This is a genomic window from Streptomyces sp. DSM 40868 (assembly GCF_011820545.1).
GTDB lineage: Bacteria > Actinomycetota > Actinomycetes > Streptomycetales > Streptomycetaceae > Streptomyces > Streptomyces eurythermus.
Genome location: NZ_CP050504.1, coordinates 2692393 through 2711792, shown reverse-complemented (window position 1 = coordinate 2711792; position 19400 = coordinate 2692393). Strand labels below are relative to the sequence as shown.

Sequence of the window (19400 nt, the reverse complement as noted above, 5' to 3'; positions counted from 1 at the left end):
ACCTACTCCTTGAGCCGGAGCGGAGCGGTCCGCAGTCGTCCTCGGGGAGGAGCGCATCGCCCCGCGAACAGTGCGGTAATGGAGACAGGGCCCGTACTGTGGGTCTTGTCGCAGCATCGGTGAGCTGGAGTCCGTCAGAAGGGGGCGCGCGAAGCCCATGAGCGGTGTCATGAAGCGTATGGGGATGATCTTCCGCGCGAAGGCGAACAAGGCCCTGGACCGGGCCGAGGACCCGCGCGAGACCCTCGACTACTCGTACCAGAAGCAGCTGGAGCTGCTGCAGAAGGTGCGGCGCGGCGTCGCCGACGTGGCGACCAGCCGCAAGCGCCTGGAGCTCCAGCTCGGCCAGCTCCAGCAGCAGTCCGTCAAGCTGGAGGACCAGGGCCGCAAGGCGCTCGCGCTCGGCCGGGAGGACCTGGCTCGCGAGGCGCTGTCCCGCAAGGCCGCGCTCCAGCAGCAGGTCACCGATCTGGAGACGCAGCACGCCACCCTCCAGGGCGAGGAGGAGAAGCTGACCCTGGCGGCCCAGCGCCTCCAGGCCAAGGTGGACGCCTTCCGTACGAAGAAGGAGACCCTCAAGGCCACCTACACCGCCGCCCAGGCCCAGACCCGCATCGGCGAGGCGTTCTCCGGCATCTCCGAGGAGATGGGCGACGTCGGCCTCGCCATCCAGCGCGCCGAGGACAAGACCGCCCAGATGCAGGCCCGGGCCGGCGCCATCGACGAGCTGCTCGCCTCCGGCGCCCTGGACGACCCCTCCGGGATGCGCAAGGACGACATCCAGGCCGAGCTGGACCGGCTCTCCGGTGGTACGGATGTAGAGCTGGAACTGCAGCGCATGAAGGCCGAGCTGGCCGGAGGCGCCCCGCAGCAGGCCATCGAGGGCGGCGCCGGTCAGGGGCAGTCCCAGCAGCAGCCGCAGGACACCCCGCGCTTCGACAAGCAGTAACCGGGCGCCGGGGCCCGAGCCGAGGAGGCCGACATGATCGTACGGATCATGGGGGAGGGCCAGGTGCGGGTGGACGACGCCCACCTCGCCGAACTGAACAGGCTGGACGACGAACTGCTCGCCGAGATGGAGAGCGGCGACGAGGACGGCTTCCGCCGCACGCTCACCGCGCTGCTGGACGCCGTCCGCCGCCTCGGCACCCCCCTTCCGGACGATGCGCTGGAACCGTCGGACCTGATCCTGCCGTCACCGGACGCGACCCTGGAGGAGGTCCGGGAACTGCTGACCGACGAGGGCCTGATCCCGGGCTGACCGGGTCCGGCCGGGGCTAGGACTCCGGCCGGGGCTAGGACTTGTACCGGGTCTCCAGGTACTGGGTGTACTCGCTCCTCTCCAGGTATCCGTCGCCGTCGGCGTCGATCTGCGAGAACTCCGCGAGGGCCTCGCCCACGGGCAGTCCCTTGGCCCGCTGCCACGCCAGCCACTCGGTCACCGAGACCCTGCCGTCACCGTCCTCGTCGGACATCTCCAGCACGGCGACCTCGAAGGGGATGGCGGTCCGCTCCAGGAACTCGGGGCGGCGGTAGGCGGTGACGAACTCGCGGGCCGAGACCGTGCCGTTCCCGTCGCCGTCCAGACCGGCGCGCAGATCGTCCCAGAGCCGGTTGCCGAGGTCGGTGATCCGCCGCCAGCGCTCGCTGCCCGGGACGGCGCCGGACCGCAGCAGCGTGCCCTGCACCAGCTGGTCGAGGTCCACCTGTGCGATCGTCCCGTCCCCGTCGGTGTCGAGCTGCCGGAACAGCGTCTGGAAGTAGTCGCGCTCGGTCTGGGTCACCATCGGTCTCACCCGTCCTCATACGTCTCGCCGGTCACGTGCGACCTCAGACTGCCGAAGGAGCCGGGCGCCGGAACGGACGTTCACCCGGCGATCACCCGAACGGGCGACCCGGCGTCCTCCGGCCCGGGCCACGGGGCCCGGGGGGCGCCGTACTGTTCCCGGGTGAGCACTCTCGAACGCGCCTGGTGCCGCCTGAAGGCCCACCCCCTCGCCCTGGACGCGGCGCTGGCCGCCGGCGTCCTGGTGTGCATGGTCGCCGGCTCCTTCGTGGTGCCTAGGGACGGGCACGGGGTCACCTGGGGCGTGCGCACCCCGGACACCCTCAGCCTGTTCCTGATGCTGCTCGGCGCCGCCGCGCTGGTCTTCCGCCGCCGCCGGCCCCGCGCCGTGCTCGCCGTCACCGGCACGCTCTCCGTGGTCGAGTGCGTCACCGGCGACCCGCGCGCCCCGGTCGCGATGTCCGCCGTCGTCGCCCTGTACACCGTCGCCGCGACCACCGACCGCCCCACCACCTGGCGGCTCGGCCTGGTCACCATGACCGTGCTGACGGCCGCCGCCATGCTCGCCGGCCCGCTGCCCTGGTACGCCCAGGAGAACCTGGGCGTGCTCGCCTGGACCGGCATCGGCGCCACTGCCGGGGACGCCGTACGCAGCCGCCGCGCGGTCGTGCAGGCCATCCGGGACCGCGCCGAACGCGCCGAACGCACCCGGGAGGAGGAGGCCCGCCGAAGGGTCGCCGAGGAGCGGCTGCGCATCGCCCGCGATCTGCACGACGTCGTCGCCCACCACATCGCCCTGGTGAACGTCCAGGCCGGGGTCGCCGCCCACGTCATGGACAAGCGGCCCGACCAGGCCAAGGAGGCCCTCGCCCACGTCCGCGAGGCCGGCCGCAGCGCGCTGAACGAACTGCGCGCCACCGTCGGCCTGCTGCGCCAGTCCGACGACCCGGAGGCGCCCACCGAGCCCGCCCCCGGCCTGAGCCGCCTGGCGGAGCTGGCGGCCACCTTCCGCAACGCGGGCCTGCCGGTGGAGGTGGCCTGCGCCGACCGGCCCGGCGATCTGCCCGCCGCCGTCGACCTGGCCGCCTACCGGATCGTCCAGGAGGCCCTGACCAACGTGCGCAAACACGCCGGCCCCGCGGCCCGGGCCGAGGTGAGCGTCGTACGCGTCGGACCCGACCTGGAGGTCACCGTGCTGGACGACGGGGAGGGCGGGCCCGGCACGCCCGAGGACGGCGGCGGGCACGGGCTGCTCGGCATGCGCGAGCGGGTCACCGCCCTCGGCGGCACCCTGACCACCGGACCCCGCTACGGCGGCGGCTTCCGCGTCCATGCGATCCTGCCGGTCCACCCGACGACCGCCCAGGGGGAGCCCGTATGACCATCCGTGTCCTGCTCGCCGACGACCAGGCACTGCTGCGCAGCGCGTTCCGGGTGCTGGTCGACTCCGAGCCCGGCATGGAGGTGGTGGGGGAGGCGTCCGACGGCGCGGAGGCGGTCCGGCTGGCCCGCGAGCACGCCCCCGACGTCGTCCTGATGGACATCCGGATGCCCGGCACCGACGGCCTCGCCGCCACCCGGGAGATCGGCGCCGACCCCGCCCTGGCCCAGGTCCGCGTGGTCATCCTGACCACCTTCGAGGTGGACGACTACGTGGTCCAGGCGCTGCGCGCCGGCGCCTCCGGCTTCCTCGGCAAGGGCAGCGAGCCGGAGGAGCTGCTGACCGCCATCCGGGTCGCGGCCGGCGGGGAGGCCCTGCTCTCCCCGGCCGCCACCAAGGGCCTGATCGCCCGCTTCCTCGCCCAGGGCGACACCGGCGCCGCGCCCGATCCCGCCCGTGCCGAGCGGCTCGCCGCGCTCACCGGCCGGGAGCGGGAAGTCCTCGTCCAGGTGGCCGGCGGTCACTCCAACGACGAGATCGCCGAGCGCCTCGCGGTCAGCCCGCTGACGGTGAAGACGCACGTCAACCGGGCCATGGCCAAGCTGGGCGCGCGGGACCGGGCACAGCTGGTCGTCATCGCGTACGAGTCGGGGCTGGTCCGTCCGAGGAGGGACTGATCTCCACCCGCGTGTACTGCGCGCGGAGTAGGGGCCCGCCGGGGAACGGGACCTGGGGCCTACGGCAGGGCCGTCCGGGATGGCTCAGGGTGGGGGAGACCTGTGCCGTCCCCGGGATGAGAGAACCTGATCCATGTCCTGGCTGTCCCGCTTCAGCCTCGCGCAACGGGCCCTCGTCGGGCTCGTGTCGCTGGTCGCGCTCGCCTTCGGGCTGATCGCGATACCCCAGATCAAACAGCAGCTGCTGCCCACCATAGAACTGCCCATGGTGTCGGTGATCGCGCCGTACCAGGGCGCCTCGCCCGACGTGGTCGAGAAGCAGGTCGTCGAGCCCCTCGAGGACAACCTCCAGGGCGTCGACGGCGTCACCGGCGTCACCTCCACCGCGAGCGAGGGCAACGCCGTGATCATGGCGTCCTTCGACTACGGCAACGACACCGAGCGGATCGTCGCCGACGTCCAGCAGGCGGTGAACCGGGCCCGCAACCAGCTTCCGGACGACGTCGACCCGCAGGTGGTCTCCGGGTCCACCGACGACCTGCCGACCGTGGTCCTCGCCGTCACCTCCGACAAGGACCAGCAGGCGCTCGCGGACCAGCTCGACACCACGGTGGTCCCGGCCCTGAAGGACATCGACGGCGTCGGCCGGGTGCAGGTCATGGGCGTCCGCGACCGCCAGGTCACCGTCACCCCGGACGACGCGAAGCTCGCGCGCGCCCATCTCACCGCCGCCGACCTCGGCCAGGCCCTCCAGGCGGGCGGCGCCACCGTCCCGGCCGGCTCCTTCGACGAGGACGGCGCCAACCGCACCGTCCAGGTCGGCGGCGGCTTCACCTCGCTGAAGCAGATCCAGGACCTGATGGTCACCGGCAAGGGCACCGAGCCGGTCCGACTCGGCGACGTGGCATCCGTCGAGGAGCGCCCGGCCCCGGCCGACTCCCTCGCCCGCACCGACGGCCGGCCCAGCCTCGCCGTCAACGTCACGATGGCCCACGACGGCAGCGCGGTCTCCATCTCGGACGCGGTCAAGGACAAGCTGCCCGCACTGCGCGCGGACCTCGGCTCCGGCGCGCGGCTCACGGTGGTCAGCGACCAGGGCCCGGCCGTGTCCAAGTCCATCAAGGGCCTGACCACCGAGGGCGCGCTCGGTCTGCTCTTCGCGGTCGTGGTGATCCTGTTCTTCCTGGCGTCGGTCCGCTCGACCCTGGTCACGGCGGTGTCCATCCCGCTGTCCGTGGTCCTCGCCCTGCTGGTGCTGTGGACCCGCGGCCTGTCGCTGAACATGCTCACCCTCGGCGCGCTGACCATCGCCGTCGGCCGGGTCGTGGACGACTCGATCGTGGTCCTGGAGAACATCAAGCGGCACCTCGGCTACGGCGAGGAACGCAAGGAGGCCATCCTCACCGCCGTGCGCGAGGTGGCCGGCGCGGTCACCTCCTCCACCCTCACCACGGTCGCCGTGTTCCTGCCGATCGGCCTGGTCGGCGGCATGGTGGGCGCCTTGTTCGGCTCGTTCAGCATCACCGTGACGGCGGCCCTGCTGGCCTCCCTGCTGGTGTCGCTGACGGTCGTGCCGGTGCTGTCGTACTGGTTCCTGCGCGCCCCCAAGGGCACCCCCGACGACGCCGCGGAGGCCCGCCGCGAGGCCGAGGAGAAGGAGGCCAACAGCCGCCTCCAGCGCGCCTACGTGCCCGTACTGCGGTTCGCCACCCGGCGCCGGCTGACCAGCGTGCTCATCGCGATCGTCGTCCTGGTCGTCACCTTCGGCATGTCCGGCCTGCTGAAGACGAACTTCTTCGACCAGGGCGAGCAGGAAGTCCTCACCATCAAGCAGAAGCTGAAGCCCGGCACCAGCCTGACGGCCACCGACGCCCAGGCCCGGCGGGTGGAGAAGCTGCTGGCCGCCACCGAGGGAGTGAAGGACTACCAGGTCACCGTCGGCTCCTCCGGCCTCCTCGCGGCCTTCGGCGGCGGCACCGACACCAACCAGGCGTCGTACCAGGTCATGCTGGAGGACTCCGCCTCCTACGACGAGGTGCGGCGGCACCTGGAGGACGGGCTGAAGAAGCTCGACGGCATCGGTACGACCACCGTCTCCGCCGGTGACGGCTTCGGCAGCCAGGACCTGAGCGTGGTGGTCAAGGCATCCGACCCGAAGGCGCTGCGGACGGCGGCGGAGCAGGTCCGCGGCGCGGTCGCCGGCCTCGACCACGTCACGGACGTCACCAGCGACCTCGCGCAGAGCGTGCCGCGGATCTCGGTCAGGGCCAACGCGAAGGCGGCGGCCGCCGGCTTCGACGACCAGAAGCTCGGCGCGGCGGTGGCGCAGGCGGTGCGCGGCACCACGGCGGCCAAGGCGGTCCTGGACGACACCGAGCGGGACGTCGTCGTACGGCCGGCCGAGCCCGCGACCACCCTGGACCGGCTGAAGGACCTGCGCCTCGGCCCGGTGAAGCTCGGCGACATCGCGACCGTGAAGCTGGTCGACGGCCCGGTGTCCATGACCCGCATCGACGGGCAGCGCGCGGCCACCGTCACGGCCCGGCCGACGGGCGACAACACGGGCGCGATCAGCGGCAAGCTCCAGTCGAGGATCAAGGCGCTGAAGCTCCCGGCGGGCGCCACGGCCGAGATCGGCGGTGTCTCCTCCGACCAGGACGACGCGTTCAAGAACCTGGGCCTGGCCATGCTGGCGGCCATCGCGATCGTCTTCATGCTGCTGGTCGCGACGTTCCGCTCGCTCGCCCAGCCGCTGATCCTGCTGGTCTCCGTCCCCTTCGCGGCGACCGGCGCGATCGGCCTGCTGGTGGCCACCGGCACCCCGATGGGCGTGCCCGCGATGATCGGCATGCTGATGCTGATCGGCATCGTCGTGACCAACGCGATCGTGCTGATCGACCTGATCAACCAGTACCGGGCGCAGGGCTACGGCGTGGTGGAGGCCGTGGTCGAGGGCGGCCGGCACCGGCTCCGCCCGATCCTCATGACGGCGCTGGCGACCATCTTCGCCCTGCTCCCGATGGCCCTGGGCGTCACCGGCGAGGGCGGCTTCATCGCCCAGCCCCTCGCCGTGGTCGTCATCGGCGGCCTGATCACCTCCACCCTGCTGACCCTCCTCCTCGTCCCGACGCTCTACGCGATGCTGGAGCTGCGCAAGGAGCGCCGGGCGGAGAAGCGGGCGGCGAAGCGGCGGCCGGACACCGAGCGGACGCCGGAGCCGGCCGGGGTCTAGCCACGGCGGGCAGCAGGAAGGGGCCGCACCCTCGGGTGCGGCCCCTTCCTCACGTCGTACCGCCGGAGGCTACGGCAGCGCCAGCATCCGCTCCAGCGCCAGCTTGGCGAACGCCTCCGTCTCCTTGTCGACCTCGATCCGGTTGACCAGGTTGCCCTCGGCCAGCGACTCCAGCGCCCAGACCAGGTGGGGCAGGTCGATGCGGTTCATGGTCGAGCAGAAGCAGACCGTGCGGTCGAGGAAGACGATCTCCTTGCCCTCGGGCGCGAAACGGTTCGCCAGCCGCCGGACCAGGTTCAGCTCCGTGCCGATGGCCCACTTGGAACCGGCCGGGGCGGCTTCCAGGGCCTTGATGATGTACTCGGTCGAGCCGACGTAGTCCGCAGCCGCGACGACCTCGTGCCGGCACTCCGGGTGGACCAGGACGTTCACCCCGGGGATGCGGGCGCGCACGTCGTTGACCGAGTCCAGGCTGAACCGGCCGTGCACCGAGCAGTGGCCGCGCCACAGGATCATCTTCGCGGCCCGCAGCTCCTCGGCGGTCAGGCCGCCGTTCGGCTTGTGCGGGTTGTAGACCACGCAGTCGTCCAGGGACATCCCCATGTCCCGGACGGCGGTGTTGCGCCCCAGGTGCTGGTCCGGCAGGAACAGCACCTTCTCACCCTGCTCGAACGCCCAGTCCAGCGCCCGCTTGGCGTTGGAGGAGGTGCAGATCGTGCCGCCGTGCTTGCCGGTGAAGGCCTTGATGTCGGCGGAGGAGTTCATGTACGAGACGGGGACGACCTGCTCGGCGATCCCGGCCTCGGTCAGCACGTCCCAGCACTCGGCGACCTGCTCGGCCGTCGCCATGTCCGCCATGGAGCAGCCGGCGGCCAGGTCGGGCAGGACCACCTTCTGGTCGTCGGACGTCAGGATGTCCGCCGACTCGGCCATGAAGTGCACACCGCAGAAGACGATGTACTCGGCCTCCGGGCGCGCGGCGGCGTCCCGGGCCAGCTTGAAGGAGTCACCCGTGACATCGGCGAACTGGATGACCTCGTCGCGCTGGTAGTGGTGGCCGAGCACGAAGACCTTGTCGCCGAGCTTCTCCTTGGCCGCGCGGGCGCGTTCGACCAGGTCGGGGTCGGACGGCGACGGCAGGTCGCCGGGACACTCGACGCCCCGCTCGCTCTTCGGGTCGGCCTCACGGCCGAGCAGCAGCAGGGCGAGCGGACTCGGCTGCACGTCGAGCTCCGGGGTCTGGGCGGTGGTCACGACACGCACCCTTTCTACTTTTCGTCTAACTGACGCAATTATCATAACCGCTTCATGTCACTTTGACGATGGCCATAGCGTCGATGTGACGTGAATCCCGCCGGGGCCCTTCTCCGAGCCGCTGTCCCCCCGACGGGCCATGTGCGAGCATGAGGAAGCGACACAAAAACGCGACAACGCGACAGCGCGATCGCCCGGCCCGGAATGAAACCGCGGCAGCGCCGGTTGCATACGTCGGCAAGCAGTCTCCGTACAACCCGGGAGAGATGTAGATGTCCGTATCGGACGAGACCACCACCGTCACCGACGGCATCATCCTGACCGACGCCGCCGCGGCCAAGGTCAAGGCCCTGCTCGACCAGGAAGGCCGCGACGACCTCGCGCTGCGCGTCGCCGTCCAGCCCGGCGGCTGCTCCGGCCTGCGCTACCAGCTCTTCTTCGACGAGCGCTCGCTCGACGGCGACGTCGTGAAGGACTTCGGCGGGGTCAAGGTCGTCACGGACCGCATGAGCGCTCCGTACCTGGGCGGCGCCACCGTCGACTTCGTGGACACGATCGAGAAGCAGGGCTTCACGATCGACAACCCGAACGCGACCGGCTCCTGCGCCTGCGGCGACTCCTTCAGCTGAGCCGAGCCGACACCGGACGGTGAAGGCGGCGGTCCCCTCCACGGGGGCCGCCGCCTTCGTCTGTCGGCAACCGGCGGGCCTTCGTCCTTCGGTGACCCGCCGGCCGCGTCAGGTACCCGCAGCCCGCGGGCCGGTTCAGCGCGGCCGCGCCGACGCGTCCGGCCGCAGCGCGCCCGGCGCGGCCTCGGGGATCTCCCGGCCGTCCGCGCCGGTCACCGTCCGCCCGTCCAGCGGCGCGTCCAGCGTCACGGTCTTCACGTACTCCTTGGCGATCATCACGCACACCCGGTCCGGCCAGGGCGTCTCGGTGACCGTCACCGTCACCCGGTCGCCGCTCTCCCGTGCCGAGACCCGGTAGTCGGCGCACAGCCCGCCGGAGAACCCCACCCTCAGCGTCCGCCCGTCGGCCGAGTACGAGGTCACCGGCACGCCCCGGCTCTTCCCGGACGGCGCCGGCGCGGGGGACGCGGACGCGGATGTCAGGTACGCCGGGTCGACCGCCGGATACGTCACCGTGAACGCCTCGCCCCCGCCGGCCCCGCGCACCCGGAACAGCCAGGACGGCACCAGCGTCTGCCGCCCGCCCACCGAGTGCGCGGCCAACCCGAACACCGCCTTGTCCACGGTGACCGTCTCCCGCGCCCGCTTCGGCACCCCCGTGGACGCCCCGCACGGCTCCTCCAGCCGGTCCTTCAGCGGCACCGGGCTCGCGCACCCGCCGATCCCCATCCGGTGGCCGCCCCCGGCCGCCCCGTTCATCAGCTCCAGCGTGCGCGCCGCGCCCAGCACCGGATACGTGTCCCCCTTCACCGGCGCCGCCAGCAGCCCGTGGCCGCCGACCGGTTCGCCCCCGCGGTCGACGGTCAGGCCGGTCGTCCAGCCGTACGTGGGCAGCCCGCCCACCACCGGATCGGCGTCCACCACCCGCTGGGCGCCCGTCACCCGGCTCGCGTCGGTCCGCGCGCCCTTGAGCCCGGCCGCCTCCAGCACCGGCGCGGCCGCCCGCTCGGCGTCGGCCACGCTCACCGGATCGCCGGCCGGGGCGCCCGGGCCGGGGGAGCAGACGGTCACCTTGCGGCAGTCGTCCGTGCCGGGCGCGTACCGGCTGTACGACCAGCCGCCCGGCGCGTCCCGGTGCACCGTCAGGGCCGGTCCGAAGCCGTCCCGGCCGCCGACCCGCCAGTTCCGGCCCTCGGCCACCGGGGTCCCGTCCATGCCGAGCGCCCGTGCCAGCCGCGCCACCCGCTCCCGGCCGACCTCGGCCCCCGGCCCGTACACCGGTGCCGATCCGGGCCCGTCCGGCAGTTCGCCGGCGGCCACGTACCGGACGCCGGACGGATCGGGCTCGCCGGGCGCGATACCGCCGGTGCCGGTGCCGGAACCGGTCCAGCCGTCCAGGGCGAGCGGCGGGGGAGTGCGGGCCCCCGCGGGCGCGGCCGGGTCGTCCACGGACTCGCCCTGGCCGCCGGCCGCCAGGTAGGCCCCGCCGCCGCCGACGAGCAGCACGGCGGCGGCGGCGACGGAGACGACGAGCGCGGTGGGGCGCCGCCTCGTCCGCCCGGTCCCGTGGCGCTCCGGGGCGCCGGAGTCTTCAGGGTGCTCGGTGTTCACCGCATCGCTCCTCGCTGGTCGTGCCCCGCGCTCCCCGCGCGGGGGACGGCGATGGGACGCGGGAGGGCGGCGCGCGGTTCCCGGTCACGTGCTCCCGGTCAGTCGCCGTAGTCCGACATCGCGTCCAGCAGCCGGGCCGACCGCGCCGGCACGGACACCCCGTGGATACGGGACGGGGACACCGGACCGGACTCGGCCCGCTCCGGGGCCGCCCAGTGCGGAACCATCCGGGCGCAGTCGCCCCACAGTGAGGCGAGGCCGCCGTCGGACTCGGCCGGGGCGGAGGAGAAGACCTCGGGGTTCGTCATGAGCGCACCGTACGCACGGCACGGGCCGCGAAGAAAGATCTACTATCGGGTAGTTTCGTCAGCTTCAGCGCGGTCGGCCGAACCGGTAGCGTGAACTGTCAATCCAGCCTCCCCAGGAGAATCCCCGTCGTGCGCATCGCAGTCACCGGCTCCATCGCCACCGACCACCTCATGACCTTCCCCGGCCGCTTCGCCGACCAGTTCGTCGCGGACCAGCTGCACACGGTTTCGCTCTCCTTCCTGGTCGACAACCTCGACGTCCGCCGCGGCGGTGTCGCCGCCAACATCGCCTTCGGCATGGGCCAGCTCGGCACCCGTCCGATCCTGGTCGGGGCCGCCGGCTTCGACTTCGACGAGTACCGGGCCTGGCTCGACCGGCACGGCGTGGACACGGACTCGGTCCGCATCTCCGAGACCCTGCACACCGCCCGCTTCGTGTGCACCACCGACGCCGACCACAACCAGATCGGCTCCTTCTACACCGGCGCGATGAGCGAGGCCCGCCTCATCGAGCTGAAGACCGTCGCGGACCGCGTGGGCGGCCTCGACCTGGTCCTCATCGGCGCCGACGACCCCGAGGCGATGCTCCGCCACACCGAGGAGTGCCGCTCCCGGAACATCCCGTTCGCCGCCGACTTCTCCCAGCAGATCGCCCGGATGGAGGGCGAGGAGATCCGGATACTGCTGGACGGCGCGACCTACCTCTTCTCCAACGAGTACGAGAAGGGGCTCATCGAGTCCAAGACCGGCTGGAGCGACGCGGAGATCCTGTCCAAGGTCGGGCACCGGGTCACCACGCTCGGCTCGCGGGGCGTGCGCATCGAGCGGACCGGCGCGGACCCGATCGAGGTCGGCTGCCCGGAGGAGGACCGCAAGGCCGACCCCACCGGCGTCGGCGACGCCTTCCGCGCCGGGTTCCTGTCCGGGCTGGCCTGGGGCGTCTCGCTGGAACGCGCGGCGCAGATCGGCTGCATGCTCGCCACCCTGGTCATCGAGACCGTGGGGACGCAGGAGTACCAGCTGCGGCGGACCCACTTCATGGAGCGGTTCGTGAAGGCGTACGGCGAAGAGGCGGGCGCGGAGGTCCGGGCCCACCTGAGCTGAGGTCCGCTGGGCGTTCAGCTCACCCGGCGGACCAGGTACGCCGTTCCCCGTTCCGCCGGTTCCTCGCCCACGTACTCCTGCCCCCGCATCTGGCACCACGCCGGGATGTCCAGGTGGGCGGCCTCGTCGTCCGACAGGACCCGTACGAGGCCGCCCACCGGGACCTCGCCGAACACCTTCGCCAGCTCGATGACCGGGATCGGGCAGCGCTTGCCCAGGGAGTCGACGACCAGCTCCCGAGCCCGGACGGCCGTCGCCGGCGCCGGTGCGCCCAGCTTCTCCCGCACCCCGGCCACCGCCCCCGGCAGCACCTCCAGGAACCGCTCCACGTCCTCCTCCGCCGTGCCGGCCGGCAGCGACACCCGGACGTTGCCCTCGCTCAGCACCCCCATCGCCTTCAGCACATGGCTGGGCGTCAGCGTGCCGGACGTGCACGAGGAGCCGGAGGAGACCGAGAAGCCGGCCCGGTCCAGCTCGTGCAGCAGGGCCTCGCCGTCGACGTAGAGGCAGGAGAAGGTGACGATCCCGGGCAGCCGGCGCCCGGCGTCGCCGACCACCTCCACGTCCGGCACCAGCTGAGGCACCCGGACCCGGATCCGCTCCGTCAGCTCCCGCAGCCGTACCGCCTCCCGGGCCGCCTCGGCGCGTACCGCGCGCAGCGAGGCCACGGCCGCCACGATGGCCGGGATGTTCTCGAAACCGGGCGCCCGGCCCGACTCCCGCTCGTCCACCGGCCCTTGGGCGGCGAACCGCACCCCCTTGCGGACGACGAGCAGCCCGACCCCCGAGGGCCCGCCCCACTTGTGCGCGCTGGCCGTCAGCAGCGACCAGTCACCCCCGACCGGCCCCCAGCCCAGCGACTGCGCCGCGTCCACCAGCAGCGGCACCCCGGCGGCCCGGCACACCTCGGCCACCTCGGCCACCGGCTGCTCGGTGCCCACCTCGTGGTTGGCCGACTGCAGGCAGGCCAGCGCGGTGTCCGCCCGGAGCGCCTCCGCGTACCCCGAAGGGTCGACGGCTCCCGCCCGATTGACGGCCACCTGGGTGACGCTCCCGCCGTCCGCCTCCCACACCTCAGCCGAATGGAGTACGGAGGAGTGTTCGACGGCAGACACGATCAGGTGGCGTCCCACCCGCCGCCGCCCGGCCAACGCCCCCGCGATCCCGGTGTGTACGGCCCGCGTCCCGGACGACGTGAACACCACCTCGTCGGCCCGGCACCCGACGGCCTCCGCGGCCGCCTCCCGAGCCGCGTCCAGCAACATCCGAGCCTTCCGCCCCTCCCGGTACAACCGCGCGGGATCGGCCCATCCTTCATCCAAAGAGGCCAACAACGCCTGACGGGCCACGGGATGGAGAGGAGCGGCGGAAGCAGCATCAAAGTAGGCCATACGGCAACGCTAAACCGCCGGTCAGGGCAGCGTCCCGAAGGGGCGCGGGGAACGGCGCGACCAGCCACAACGCACCCGCAGCCGCCAATCAAGCGAACCACCCCACCTAGTAGGCACCCCTCCTCGCGAACCCTCGGAGAGGGTGGGCTAGGGTTTGGTCCGCATAAACATCCAAACCCCTGCCCGACGCAGGGCGGCGACCGACCAGCGAGAAGGCCGCAGCCGACCGCGCGGGCGAGACTCTCGGGAAGGCGCTACGTGAGTCCCAACGGCTCCGACCGCTCGCCGCGGCGCCCGATGCGGCGGAAGCTGCTGCAGGCACTGACCGCGGGCCTGGTCCTGGCGACCGCAACCGGTTGCACATACAAGGACTTCCCCCGCCTTGGCATGCCCACCCCGACCACGGAAGAGGCTCCGCGGATCCTCTCCCTGTGGCAGGGCTCCTGGGCTGCCGCGCTCGCCGTCGGCGTGCTGGTGTGGGGCCTGATCCTGTGGAGTGCTTTCTTCCACCGGCGCAGCCGCACCAAGGTCGAGGTTCCTCCGCAGACCCGGTACAACATGCCGATCGAGGCCCTGTACACCGTGGTCCCGATCATCATCATCTCGGTGCTCTTCTACTTCACGGCCCGGGACGAGTCGAAGCTCCTGGACACCTCCAAGAAGCCCGACGTCACGGTCAACGTGGTCGGCTTCCAGTGGAGCTGGGGCTTCAACTACATCGAGAACGTCCCCGGTTCCACCGGCGATGCCAAGACCGACAAGAACCTGGACGCCATTCCGGACCGGTTCAAGAAGGAATTCCCGGCGAACGCCGGCGGCGTCTACGACGTCGGTACGCCCGGCACGCGGAACCCGCAGACGAACAACCCCGGTCCGACGCTCTGGCTCCCCAAGGGCAAGACGGTCCGCTTCGTCCTGACCTCGCGTGACGTCATCCACTCCTTCTGGGTGGTGCCGTTCCTCATGAAGCAGGACGTCATTCCGGGCCACACCAACGCCTTCCAGGTGACCCCCAACAAGGAGGGCACCTTCCTCGGCAAGTGCGCCGAGCTCTGCGGCGTCGACCACTCCCGGATGCTGTTCAACGTGAAGGTCGTCTCCCCCGAGCGTTACGAGCAGCACCTCAAGGACCTCGCCAAGAAGGGGCAGACCGGTTACATTCCCGCCGGCATCGCGCAGACGAGCCACGAGAAGAACCGGGAGACGAACAACCTGTGAGCATCCTCAACGAACCCCAGGGTGCCGCGGCAGCTGAAGGCTCGTACGCCGACGAGCTGCCGGTCAGGCGCAAGCAACCCGGCAATGTCGTGGTGAAGTGGCTGACGACCACCGACCACAAGACGATCGGCACGCTGTATCTGGCGACGTCGTTCGCGTTCTTCCTGATCGGTGGCGTGATGGCGCTCATCATGCGCGCCGAGCTGGCCCGTCCGGGCCTGCAGATCATGTCGAACGAGCAGTTCAACCAGGCGTTCACGATGCACGGCACGATCATGCTGCTGATGTTCGCGACGCCGCTGTTCGCCGGTTTCGCCAACTGGATCATGCCGCTGCAGATCGGCGCGCCCGACGTGGCGTTCCCGCGGCTGAACATGTTCGCCTACTGGCTGTACCTGTTCGGCTCGCTCATCGCGGTGGCCGGCTTCCTCACCCCGCAGGGTGCGGCCGACTTCGGCTGGTTCGCCTACTCCCCGCTGTCGGACGCGGTCCGCTCGCCGGGCGTCGGCGCCGACATGTGGATCATGGGTCTGGCCTTCTCCGGCTTCGGCACGATCCTCGGCTCGGTCAACTTCATCACCACGATCATCTGCATGCGTGCCCCGGGCATGACCATGTTCCGGATGCCGATCTTCGTGTGGAACGTGCTGCTGACCGGTGTGCTGGTCCTGCTGGCCTTCCCGGTGCTGGCCGCCGCGCTGTTCGCCCTGGAGGCGGACCGGAAGTTCGGCGCCCACATCTTCGACGCGGCCAACGGCGGCGCACTGCTGTGGCAACACCTCTTCTGGTTCTTCGGACACCCAGAGGTGTACATCATCGCCCTGCCGTTCTTCGGCATCATCTCCGAAGTCATCCCGGTGTTCTCCCGTAAGCCGATGTTCGGCTACATGGGTCTGATCGCCGCGACGATCGCGATCGCCGGTCTGTCCGTGACCGTGTGGGCCCACCACATGTACGTCACCGGCGGGGTGCTGCTGCCCTTCTTCTCCTTCATGACCTTCCTGATCGCCGTGCCGACCGGTGTGAAGTTCTTCAACTGGATCGGCACGATGTGGAAGGGCTCGCTCTCCTTCGAGACGCCGATGCTCTGGGCCACCGGCTTCCTGATCACCTTCACGTTCGGTGGTCTGACCGGTGTCATCCTGGCCTCGCCGCCGATGGACTTCCACGTCTCCGACTCGTACTTCGTGGTGGCCCACTTCCACTACGTGGTCTTCGGTACGGTCGTCTTCGCCATGTTCTCCGGCTTCCACTTCTGGTGGCCGAAGTGGACCGGCAAGATGCTGGACGAGCGCCTCGGCAAGATCACCTTCTGGACGCTGTTCATCGGCTTCCACGGCACCTTCCTGGTCCAGCACTGGCTGGGCGCCGAGGGCATGCCGCGCCGGTACGCGGACTACCTGAACGCCGACGGCTTCACCGCGCTGAACACGGTGTCGACCATCAGCTCCTTCCTGCTCGGCCTGTCGATCTTGCCGTTCCTCTACAACGTGTGGAAGACGGCCAAGTACGGCAAGCCGGTCGGCGTGGACGACCCGTGGGGCTACGGCCGCTCCCTGGAGTGGGCGACCTCCTGCCCGCCGCCGCGGCACAACTTCCTCACCCTGCCGCGGATCCGCAGCGAATCCCCGGCGTTCGATCTGCACCACCCCGAGATCGCCGCGCTCGAACAGCTTGAGCACGCCGGTCACGGCACCGCCGTCGCGGGCAGCAAGGAGGCCGGCAAGTGAAGATCCAGGGTCGGATGTTCATCTGGCTGAGCGTCTTCATCCTGATCATGGCCATCGTGTATGGCGTGTGGTCGAAGGAGCCGGCCGGTACCACCGCGCTCTTCCTGGCCTTCGGCCTGGCCGTCATGATCGGCTTCTACCTGGGCTTCACCGCCCGGCGGGTCGACGCGGGCGCCCAGGACGACAAGGAGGCCGACGTCGCGGACGACGCGGGCGAGCTGGGCTTCTTCAGCCCGCACAGCTGGCAGCCGCTCATGCTGGGCTTCGGCGGCGCGATCGCCTTCCTCAGCATCGCGGTCGGCTGGTGGCTGATCTACTTCTCCGCCCCGTTCATCCTGATCGGCCTGTTCGGTTGGGTGTTCGAGTACTACCACGGTGAGAACCGGACCCAGTAGGGCGCCGGACGCACCGGGAGCCCGGACCTTCCTCACGGAGGGTCCGGGCTCCACTCGTTTGCCGGAGCATCGTTCGCTCGGAGGAGTGATCCGTCGTGCCGGTAATCATTTGATCTCATAGCGTGATCATATGAACCACACTGTGCGGACTCGTACCGTCGTCGGCTGCACCCTGCTGGTGACCGCCCTCGGTGCGGGCGTCACCGCTTGCGGTTCGGACGGCAACCCCCTGTCGGCCAGGCCGTACGACGCAGCGGACCTGATCTCCTTCAACGGCCCCACCGAAGCGGGCAAGCGAGCCGACCCGGACAAGCCCCTGGAGGTCACCGTCAACAGCGGTGAGGGCCGGATCACGGACGTCACCGCCCGGGACTCCACAGGGCGCTATGTGACGGGCGAACTGGCCGCCGACGGCAGCCGCTGGCACAGCACCTCCCCGCTGGCCGCGGGCGCCCACTACACGGTCACGGTGAGCACCGAGGACGAGGACGGCGCGCCCGGCCGCAAGACCCTCACGTTCGACACCGGCAAGCCCGCCGGCAAGAAGCGCCTGGCCGTCACCTTCGGGCCGGGCACGGGCACCTACGGCGTCGGACAGCCCATCACGGCCCAACTGGACCAGGGGATCAAGGACAAGGCGCAGCGTGCCGTCGTGGAGCGGGCCCTGCGGGTGGAGTCCGTGCCGGCCGTGCCGGGCTCCTGGTATTGGGTGAACGACAAGGAACTCCACTACCGGCCCAAGGAGTACTGGCCGGCCCACGCGACCATCCGGGTGCGCAGCAACCTGGACGGCGTCCGTGTCAACGACCGGCTGTGGGGCGGGAAGTCCAAGCCGCTGCAGCTCACCACCGGGGACAAGGTCGAGGTCGTCGCGGACGCCGCCGCGCACCAGCTGACGTACTACAAGAACGGTCAGCCCGTCGAGCAGATCCCGGTCACCGCCGGCAAGCCCGGCTTCGAGACCCGCAACGGTGTCAAGGTCGTACTGGAGAAGCAGTACTTCGTACGGATGCGCGGCACCACCGTCGGCATCGCCGAGGGCACCTCGGACTCCTACGACCTGCCGGTGTACTACGCCACCCGGGTCACCTGGTCCGGCGAGTACGTCCACGCCGCGCCCTGGTCCGTCGGCTCGCAGGGCTACGAGAACGTCAGCCACGGCTGCGTCGGGATGAGCACGTCCAACGCCGAGTGGCTCTACGACAACATCCGCGAGGGCGACATCGTCAAGGTCGTCAACTCCCAGGGTCAGACCATGGAGCCCTTCGGCAACGGCTTCGGCGACTGGAACGTCGACTGGAAGAAGTGGCGCACGGGCAGCGCCCTGACGAACGCGACTCAGGACACCCCGGCGGAGGCGGTGCGCCTACAGCCGAGGGCGGCGTAGGAAGCGCCCTGAAGGGGCGCGGGGAACTGCGCGACAAGCCACGACGGACCGGCACTCGCGCACGCTCCTCCGCGCCCCGAGCCAGTAGGCGCTCCCAGCCCCTCCTTACGCGCCTACGAGTCGCTTCTGGCGCAGCAGGGAGGCCAGCGCGGCGGCGAACTCCACCGGATCCACCGGCAGCGTCACAGCCGCGTCCGCACGGCTCCACGTGGCCAGCCACGCGTCCTGCGGCCGTCCCATGAGCAGCAGCACCGGCGGGCAGCCGAACACCTCGTCCTTGATCTGCCGGCACATGCCCATGCCGCCCATCGGCACGGCCTCGCCGTCCAGCACGCAGACGTCGATGCCCCCCTTGTCCAGCTCCCGCACCACCGCGGCCGGGGTGGCGCACTCCACGAACTCCACCAGGGGCACGTCCGGGGCGGGCCGGCGTCCGGCGGCCAGCCGTACTTGCTCGCGAGTGGTGGAGTCGTCGCTATAGACCAGCACCGTGGCGGTCGGCTGCATTGTTCCTCCGGGACGTCGGCGTCGTACGGACGGGACGGGCAGGGCCGTCTGGGCGGATGCTACTCCCCCGAACACCACGTCAGCACCGGTTCGGGGGGCGGCAACACTCCGAACGGCACCCCCCGGAGTGAGCGCGAGATAAGCGACCGACATAATGTCGGTCGTGGCGACAGCAACGACAGTAGAAACAGGGCACGCGCACCCGTCGGTCAATCGGCCGAACCTCACCAGCGTCGGAACCATCATCTGGCTGAGTTCCGAGCTGATGTTCTTCGCGGCCCTCTTCGCGATGTACTTCACCCTCCGGTCGGTGACCGGACCGGATCACTGGAAGGAGATGGCGCACGCGCTCAACGTGCCCTTCTCCGCGACGAACACCACGATCCTGGTGCTCTCCTCCCTCACCTGCCAGCTCGGCGTGTTCGCCGCCGAGCGCGGCGATGTGAAGAAGCTCCGTGGCTGGTTCATCATCACCTTCATCATGGGTGCGATCTTCATCGGCGGTCAGATCTACGAGTACACCGAGCTGGTGAAGAAGGACGGCATCTCGCTGTCCTCGGACCCGTACGGCTCGGTGTTCTACCTGACCACCGGCTTCCACGGCCTGCACGTGACGGGCGGCCTCATCGCCTTCCTGCTGGTCCTCGGCCGTACCTACATGGCCAAGAGGTTCACCCACGAGCAGGCGACCGCCGCCATCGTCGTGTCCTACTACTGGCACTTCGTCGATGTCGTCTGGATCGGCCTCTTCGCCACGATCTACCTGATCAAGTAGCCGGGATCGCTCCCG

At 70.8% G+C, this 19400-nt stretch carries 18 protein-coding genes; 12 read left to right on the top strand and 6 right to left on the bottom strand.

Features of this window, described 5'->3' with window-relative positions; genetic code table 11:
• The first annotated feature begins 157 nt into the window (after window positions 1-157).
• Both HB370_RS12230 and HB370_RS12225 read left to right on the top strand, forming a co-directional pair.
• Complete coding sequence (locus HB370_RS12230; protein ID WP_078637532.1) at window positions 158-949, top strand: PspA/IM30 family protein; 792 nt, start codon at window positions 158-160, stop codon at window positions 947-949.
• 33 nt (window positions 950-982) lie between these two features.
• On the top strand, window positions 983-1261 hold the full coding sequence (locus HB370_RS12225; RefSeq protein ID WP_030783211.1) for a hypothetical protein: 279 nt from the start codon (window positions 983-985) through the stop codon (window positions 1259-1261).
• Window positions 1262-1295: 34 nt separating this feature from the next.
• Here HB370_RS12225 and HB370_RS12220 read toward each other — a convergent pair whose 3' ends face one another.
• Entirely contained in the window at window positions 1296-1787 is a 492-nt protein-coding gene (locus HB370_RS12220) for an EF-hand domain-containing protein (RefSeq protein ID WP_030783214.1), read from the bottom strand.
• Window positions 1788-1949: 162 nt separating this feature from the next.
• On the opposite strand from HB370_RS12220, the gene HB370_RS12215 reads away from it, so the two are divergent.
• From HB370_RS12215 to HB370_RS12205, 3 genes are all read left to right on the top strand, one after another.
• Window positions 1950-3167: a sensor histidine kinase gene (locus tag HB370_RS12215; RefSeq protein WP_030783217.1), complete on the top strand. Its 1218-nt coding sequence runs from the start codon at window positions 1950-1952 to the stop codon at window positions 3165-3167.
• Entirely contained in the window at window positions 3164-3844 is a 681-nt protein-coding gene (locus tag HB370_RS12210) for a response regulator transcription factor (protein ID WP_030783220.1), read from the top strand. Before HB370_RS12215 ends, HB370_RS12210 begins: the two co-directional genes overlap by 4 nt.
• A gap of 133 nt (window positions 3845-3977) precedes the next feature.
• Window positions 3978-7076 (top strand): efflux RND transporter permease subunit, encoded by a 3099-nt coding sequence (locus HB370_RS12205; protein ID WP_030783223.1) that lies wholly within the window; start codon window positions 3978-3980, stop codon window positions 7074-7076.
• Window positions 7077-7145: 69 nt separating this feature from the next.
• On the opposite strand, the gene nadA is transcribed toward HB370_RS12205, so the two are convergent.
• A complete protein-coding gene (gene nadA, locus HB370_RS12200; RefSeq protein WP_030783225.1) occupies window positions 7146-8330 on the bottom strand; it encodes a quinolinate synthase NadA in 1185 nt (394 codons plus the stop codon).
• Between the two features lie 272 nt (window positions 8331-8602).
• Between nadA and HB370_RS12195 the strand changes: the two genes are divergently transcribed.
• Complete coding sequence (locus HB370_RS12195; protein WP_030340884.1) at window positions 8603-8959, top strand: iron-sulfur cluster assembly accessory protein; 357 nt, start codon at window positions 8603-8605, stop codon at window positions 8957-8959.
• 135 nt (window positions 8960-9094) lie between these two features.
• Here the strand turns inward: HB370_RS12195 and HB370_RS12190 are convergent, their stop codons facing one another.
• Window positions 9095-10570 (bottom strand): hypothetical protein, encoded by a 1476-nt coding sequence (locus HB370_RS12190; RefSeq protein ID WP_037701730.1) that lies wholly within the window; start codon window positions 10568-10570, stop codon window positions 9095-9097.
• 98 nt (window positions 10571-10668) lie between these two features.
• A complete protein-coding gene (locus HB370_RS12185; protein ID WP_030783229.1) occupies window positions 10669-10878 on the bottom strand; it encodes a hypothetical protein in 210 nt (69 codons plus the stop codon).
• A gap of 129 nt (window positions 10879-11007) precedes the next feature.
• Here HB370_RS12185 and HB370_RS12180 point away from each other — a divergent pair, with 129 nt between their 5' ends.
• Window positions 11008-11982: a carbohydrate kinase family protein gene (locus HB370_RS12180; protein WP_030783231.1), complete on the top strand. Its 975-nt coding sequence runs from the start codon at window positions 11008-11010 to the stop codon at window positions 11980-11982.
• Window positions 11983-11996: 14 nt separating this feature from the next.
• Here HB370_RS12180 and HB370_RS12175 read toward each other — a convergent pair whose 3' ends face one another.
• A complete protein-coding gene (locus HB370_RS12175; RefSeq protein WP_030783233.1) occupies window positions 11997-13373 on the bottom strand; it encodes a cysteine desulfurase/sulfurtransferase TusA family protein in 1377 nt (458 codons plus the stop codon).
• Between the two features lie 258 nt (window positions 13374-13631).
• On the opposite strand from HB370_RS12175, the gene coxB reads away from it, so the two are divergent.
• The 4 genes from coxB to HB370_RS12155 all read left to right on the top strand — a co-directional run bounded on the left by coxB (window position 13632) and on the right by HB370_RS12155 (window position 18103).
• The gene (gene coxB / locus HB370_RS12170) at window positions 13632-14591 is read left to right on the top strand and encodes a cytochrome c oxidase subunit II (protein ID WP_030783235.1); all 960 of its coding nucleotides are present in this window, start codon (window positions 13632-13634) and stop codon (window positions 14589-14591) included.
• Window positions 14588-16321 (top strand): cytochrome c oxidase subunit I, encoded by a 1734-nt coding sequence (gene ctaD, locus HB370_RS12165; protein WP_030616657.1) that lies wholly within the window; start codon window positions 14588-14590, stop codon window positions 16319-16321. The genes coxB and ctaD overlap by 4 nt, the downstream gene beginning before the upstream one ends.
• Window positions 16318-16716 carry a cytochrome c oxidase subunit 4 gene (locus HB370_RS12160; RefSeq protein ID WP_030616654.1) on the top strand — a complete coding sequence of 133 codons (399 nt, stop codon included), beginning with the start codon at window positions 16318-16320 and terminating at the stop codon, window positions 16714-16716. Before ctaD ends, HB370_RS12160 begins: the two co-directional genes overlap by 4 nt.
• Before the next feature lie 130 nt (window positions 16717-16846).
• Entirely contained in the window at window positions 16847-18103 is a 1257-nt protein-coding gene (locus HB370_RS12155) for an Ig-like domain-containing protein (RefSeq protein ID WP_030783237.1), read from the top strand.
• 105 nt (window positions 18104-18208) lie between these two features.
• Here HB370_RS12155 and HB370_RS12150 read toward each other — a convergent pair whose 3' ends face one another.
• On the bottom strand, window positions 18209-18610 hold the full coding sequence (locus tag HB370_RS12150; protein ID WP_030783238.1) for a response regulator transcription factor: 402 nt from the start codon (window positions 18608-18610) through the stop codon (window positions 18209-18211).
• A 154-nt stretch (window positions 18611-18764) separates the two neighbouring features.
• Here HB370_RS12150 and HB370_RS12145 point away from each other — a divergent pair, with 154 nt between their 5' ends.
• On the top strand, window positions 18765-19385 hold the full coding sequence (locus HB370_RS12145) for a heme-copper oxidase subunit III (RefSeq protein WP_030783240.1): 621 nt from the start codon (window positions 18765-18767) through the stop codon (window positions 19383-19385).
• Window positions 19386-19400: the final 15 nt, after the last annotated feature.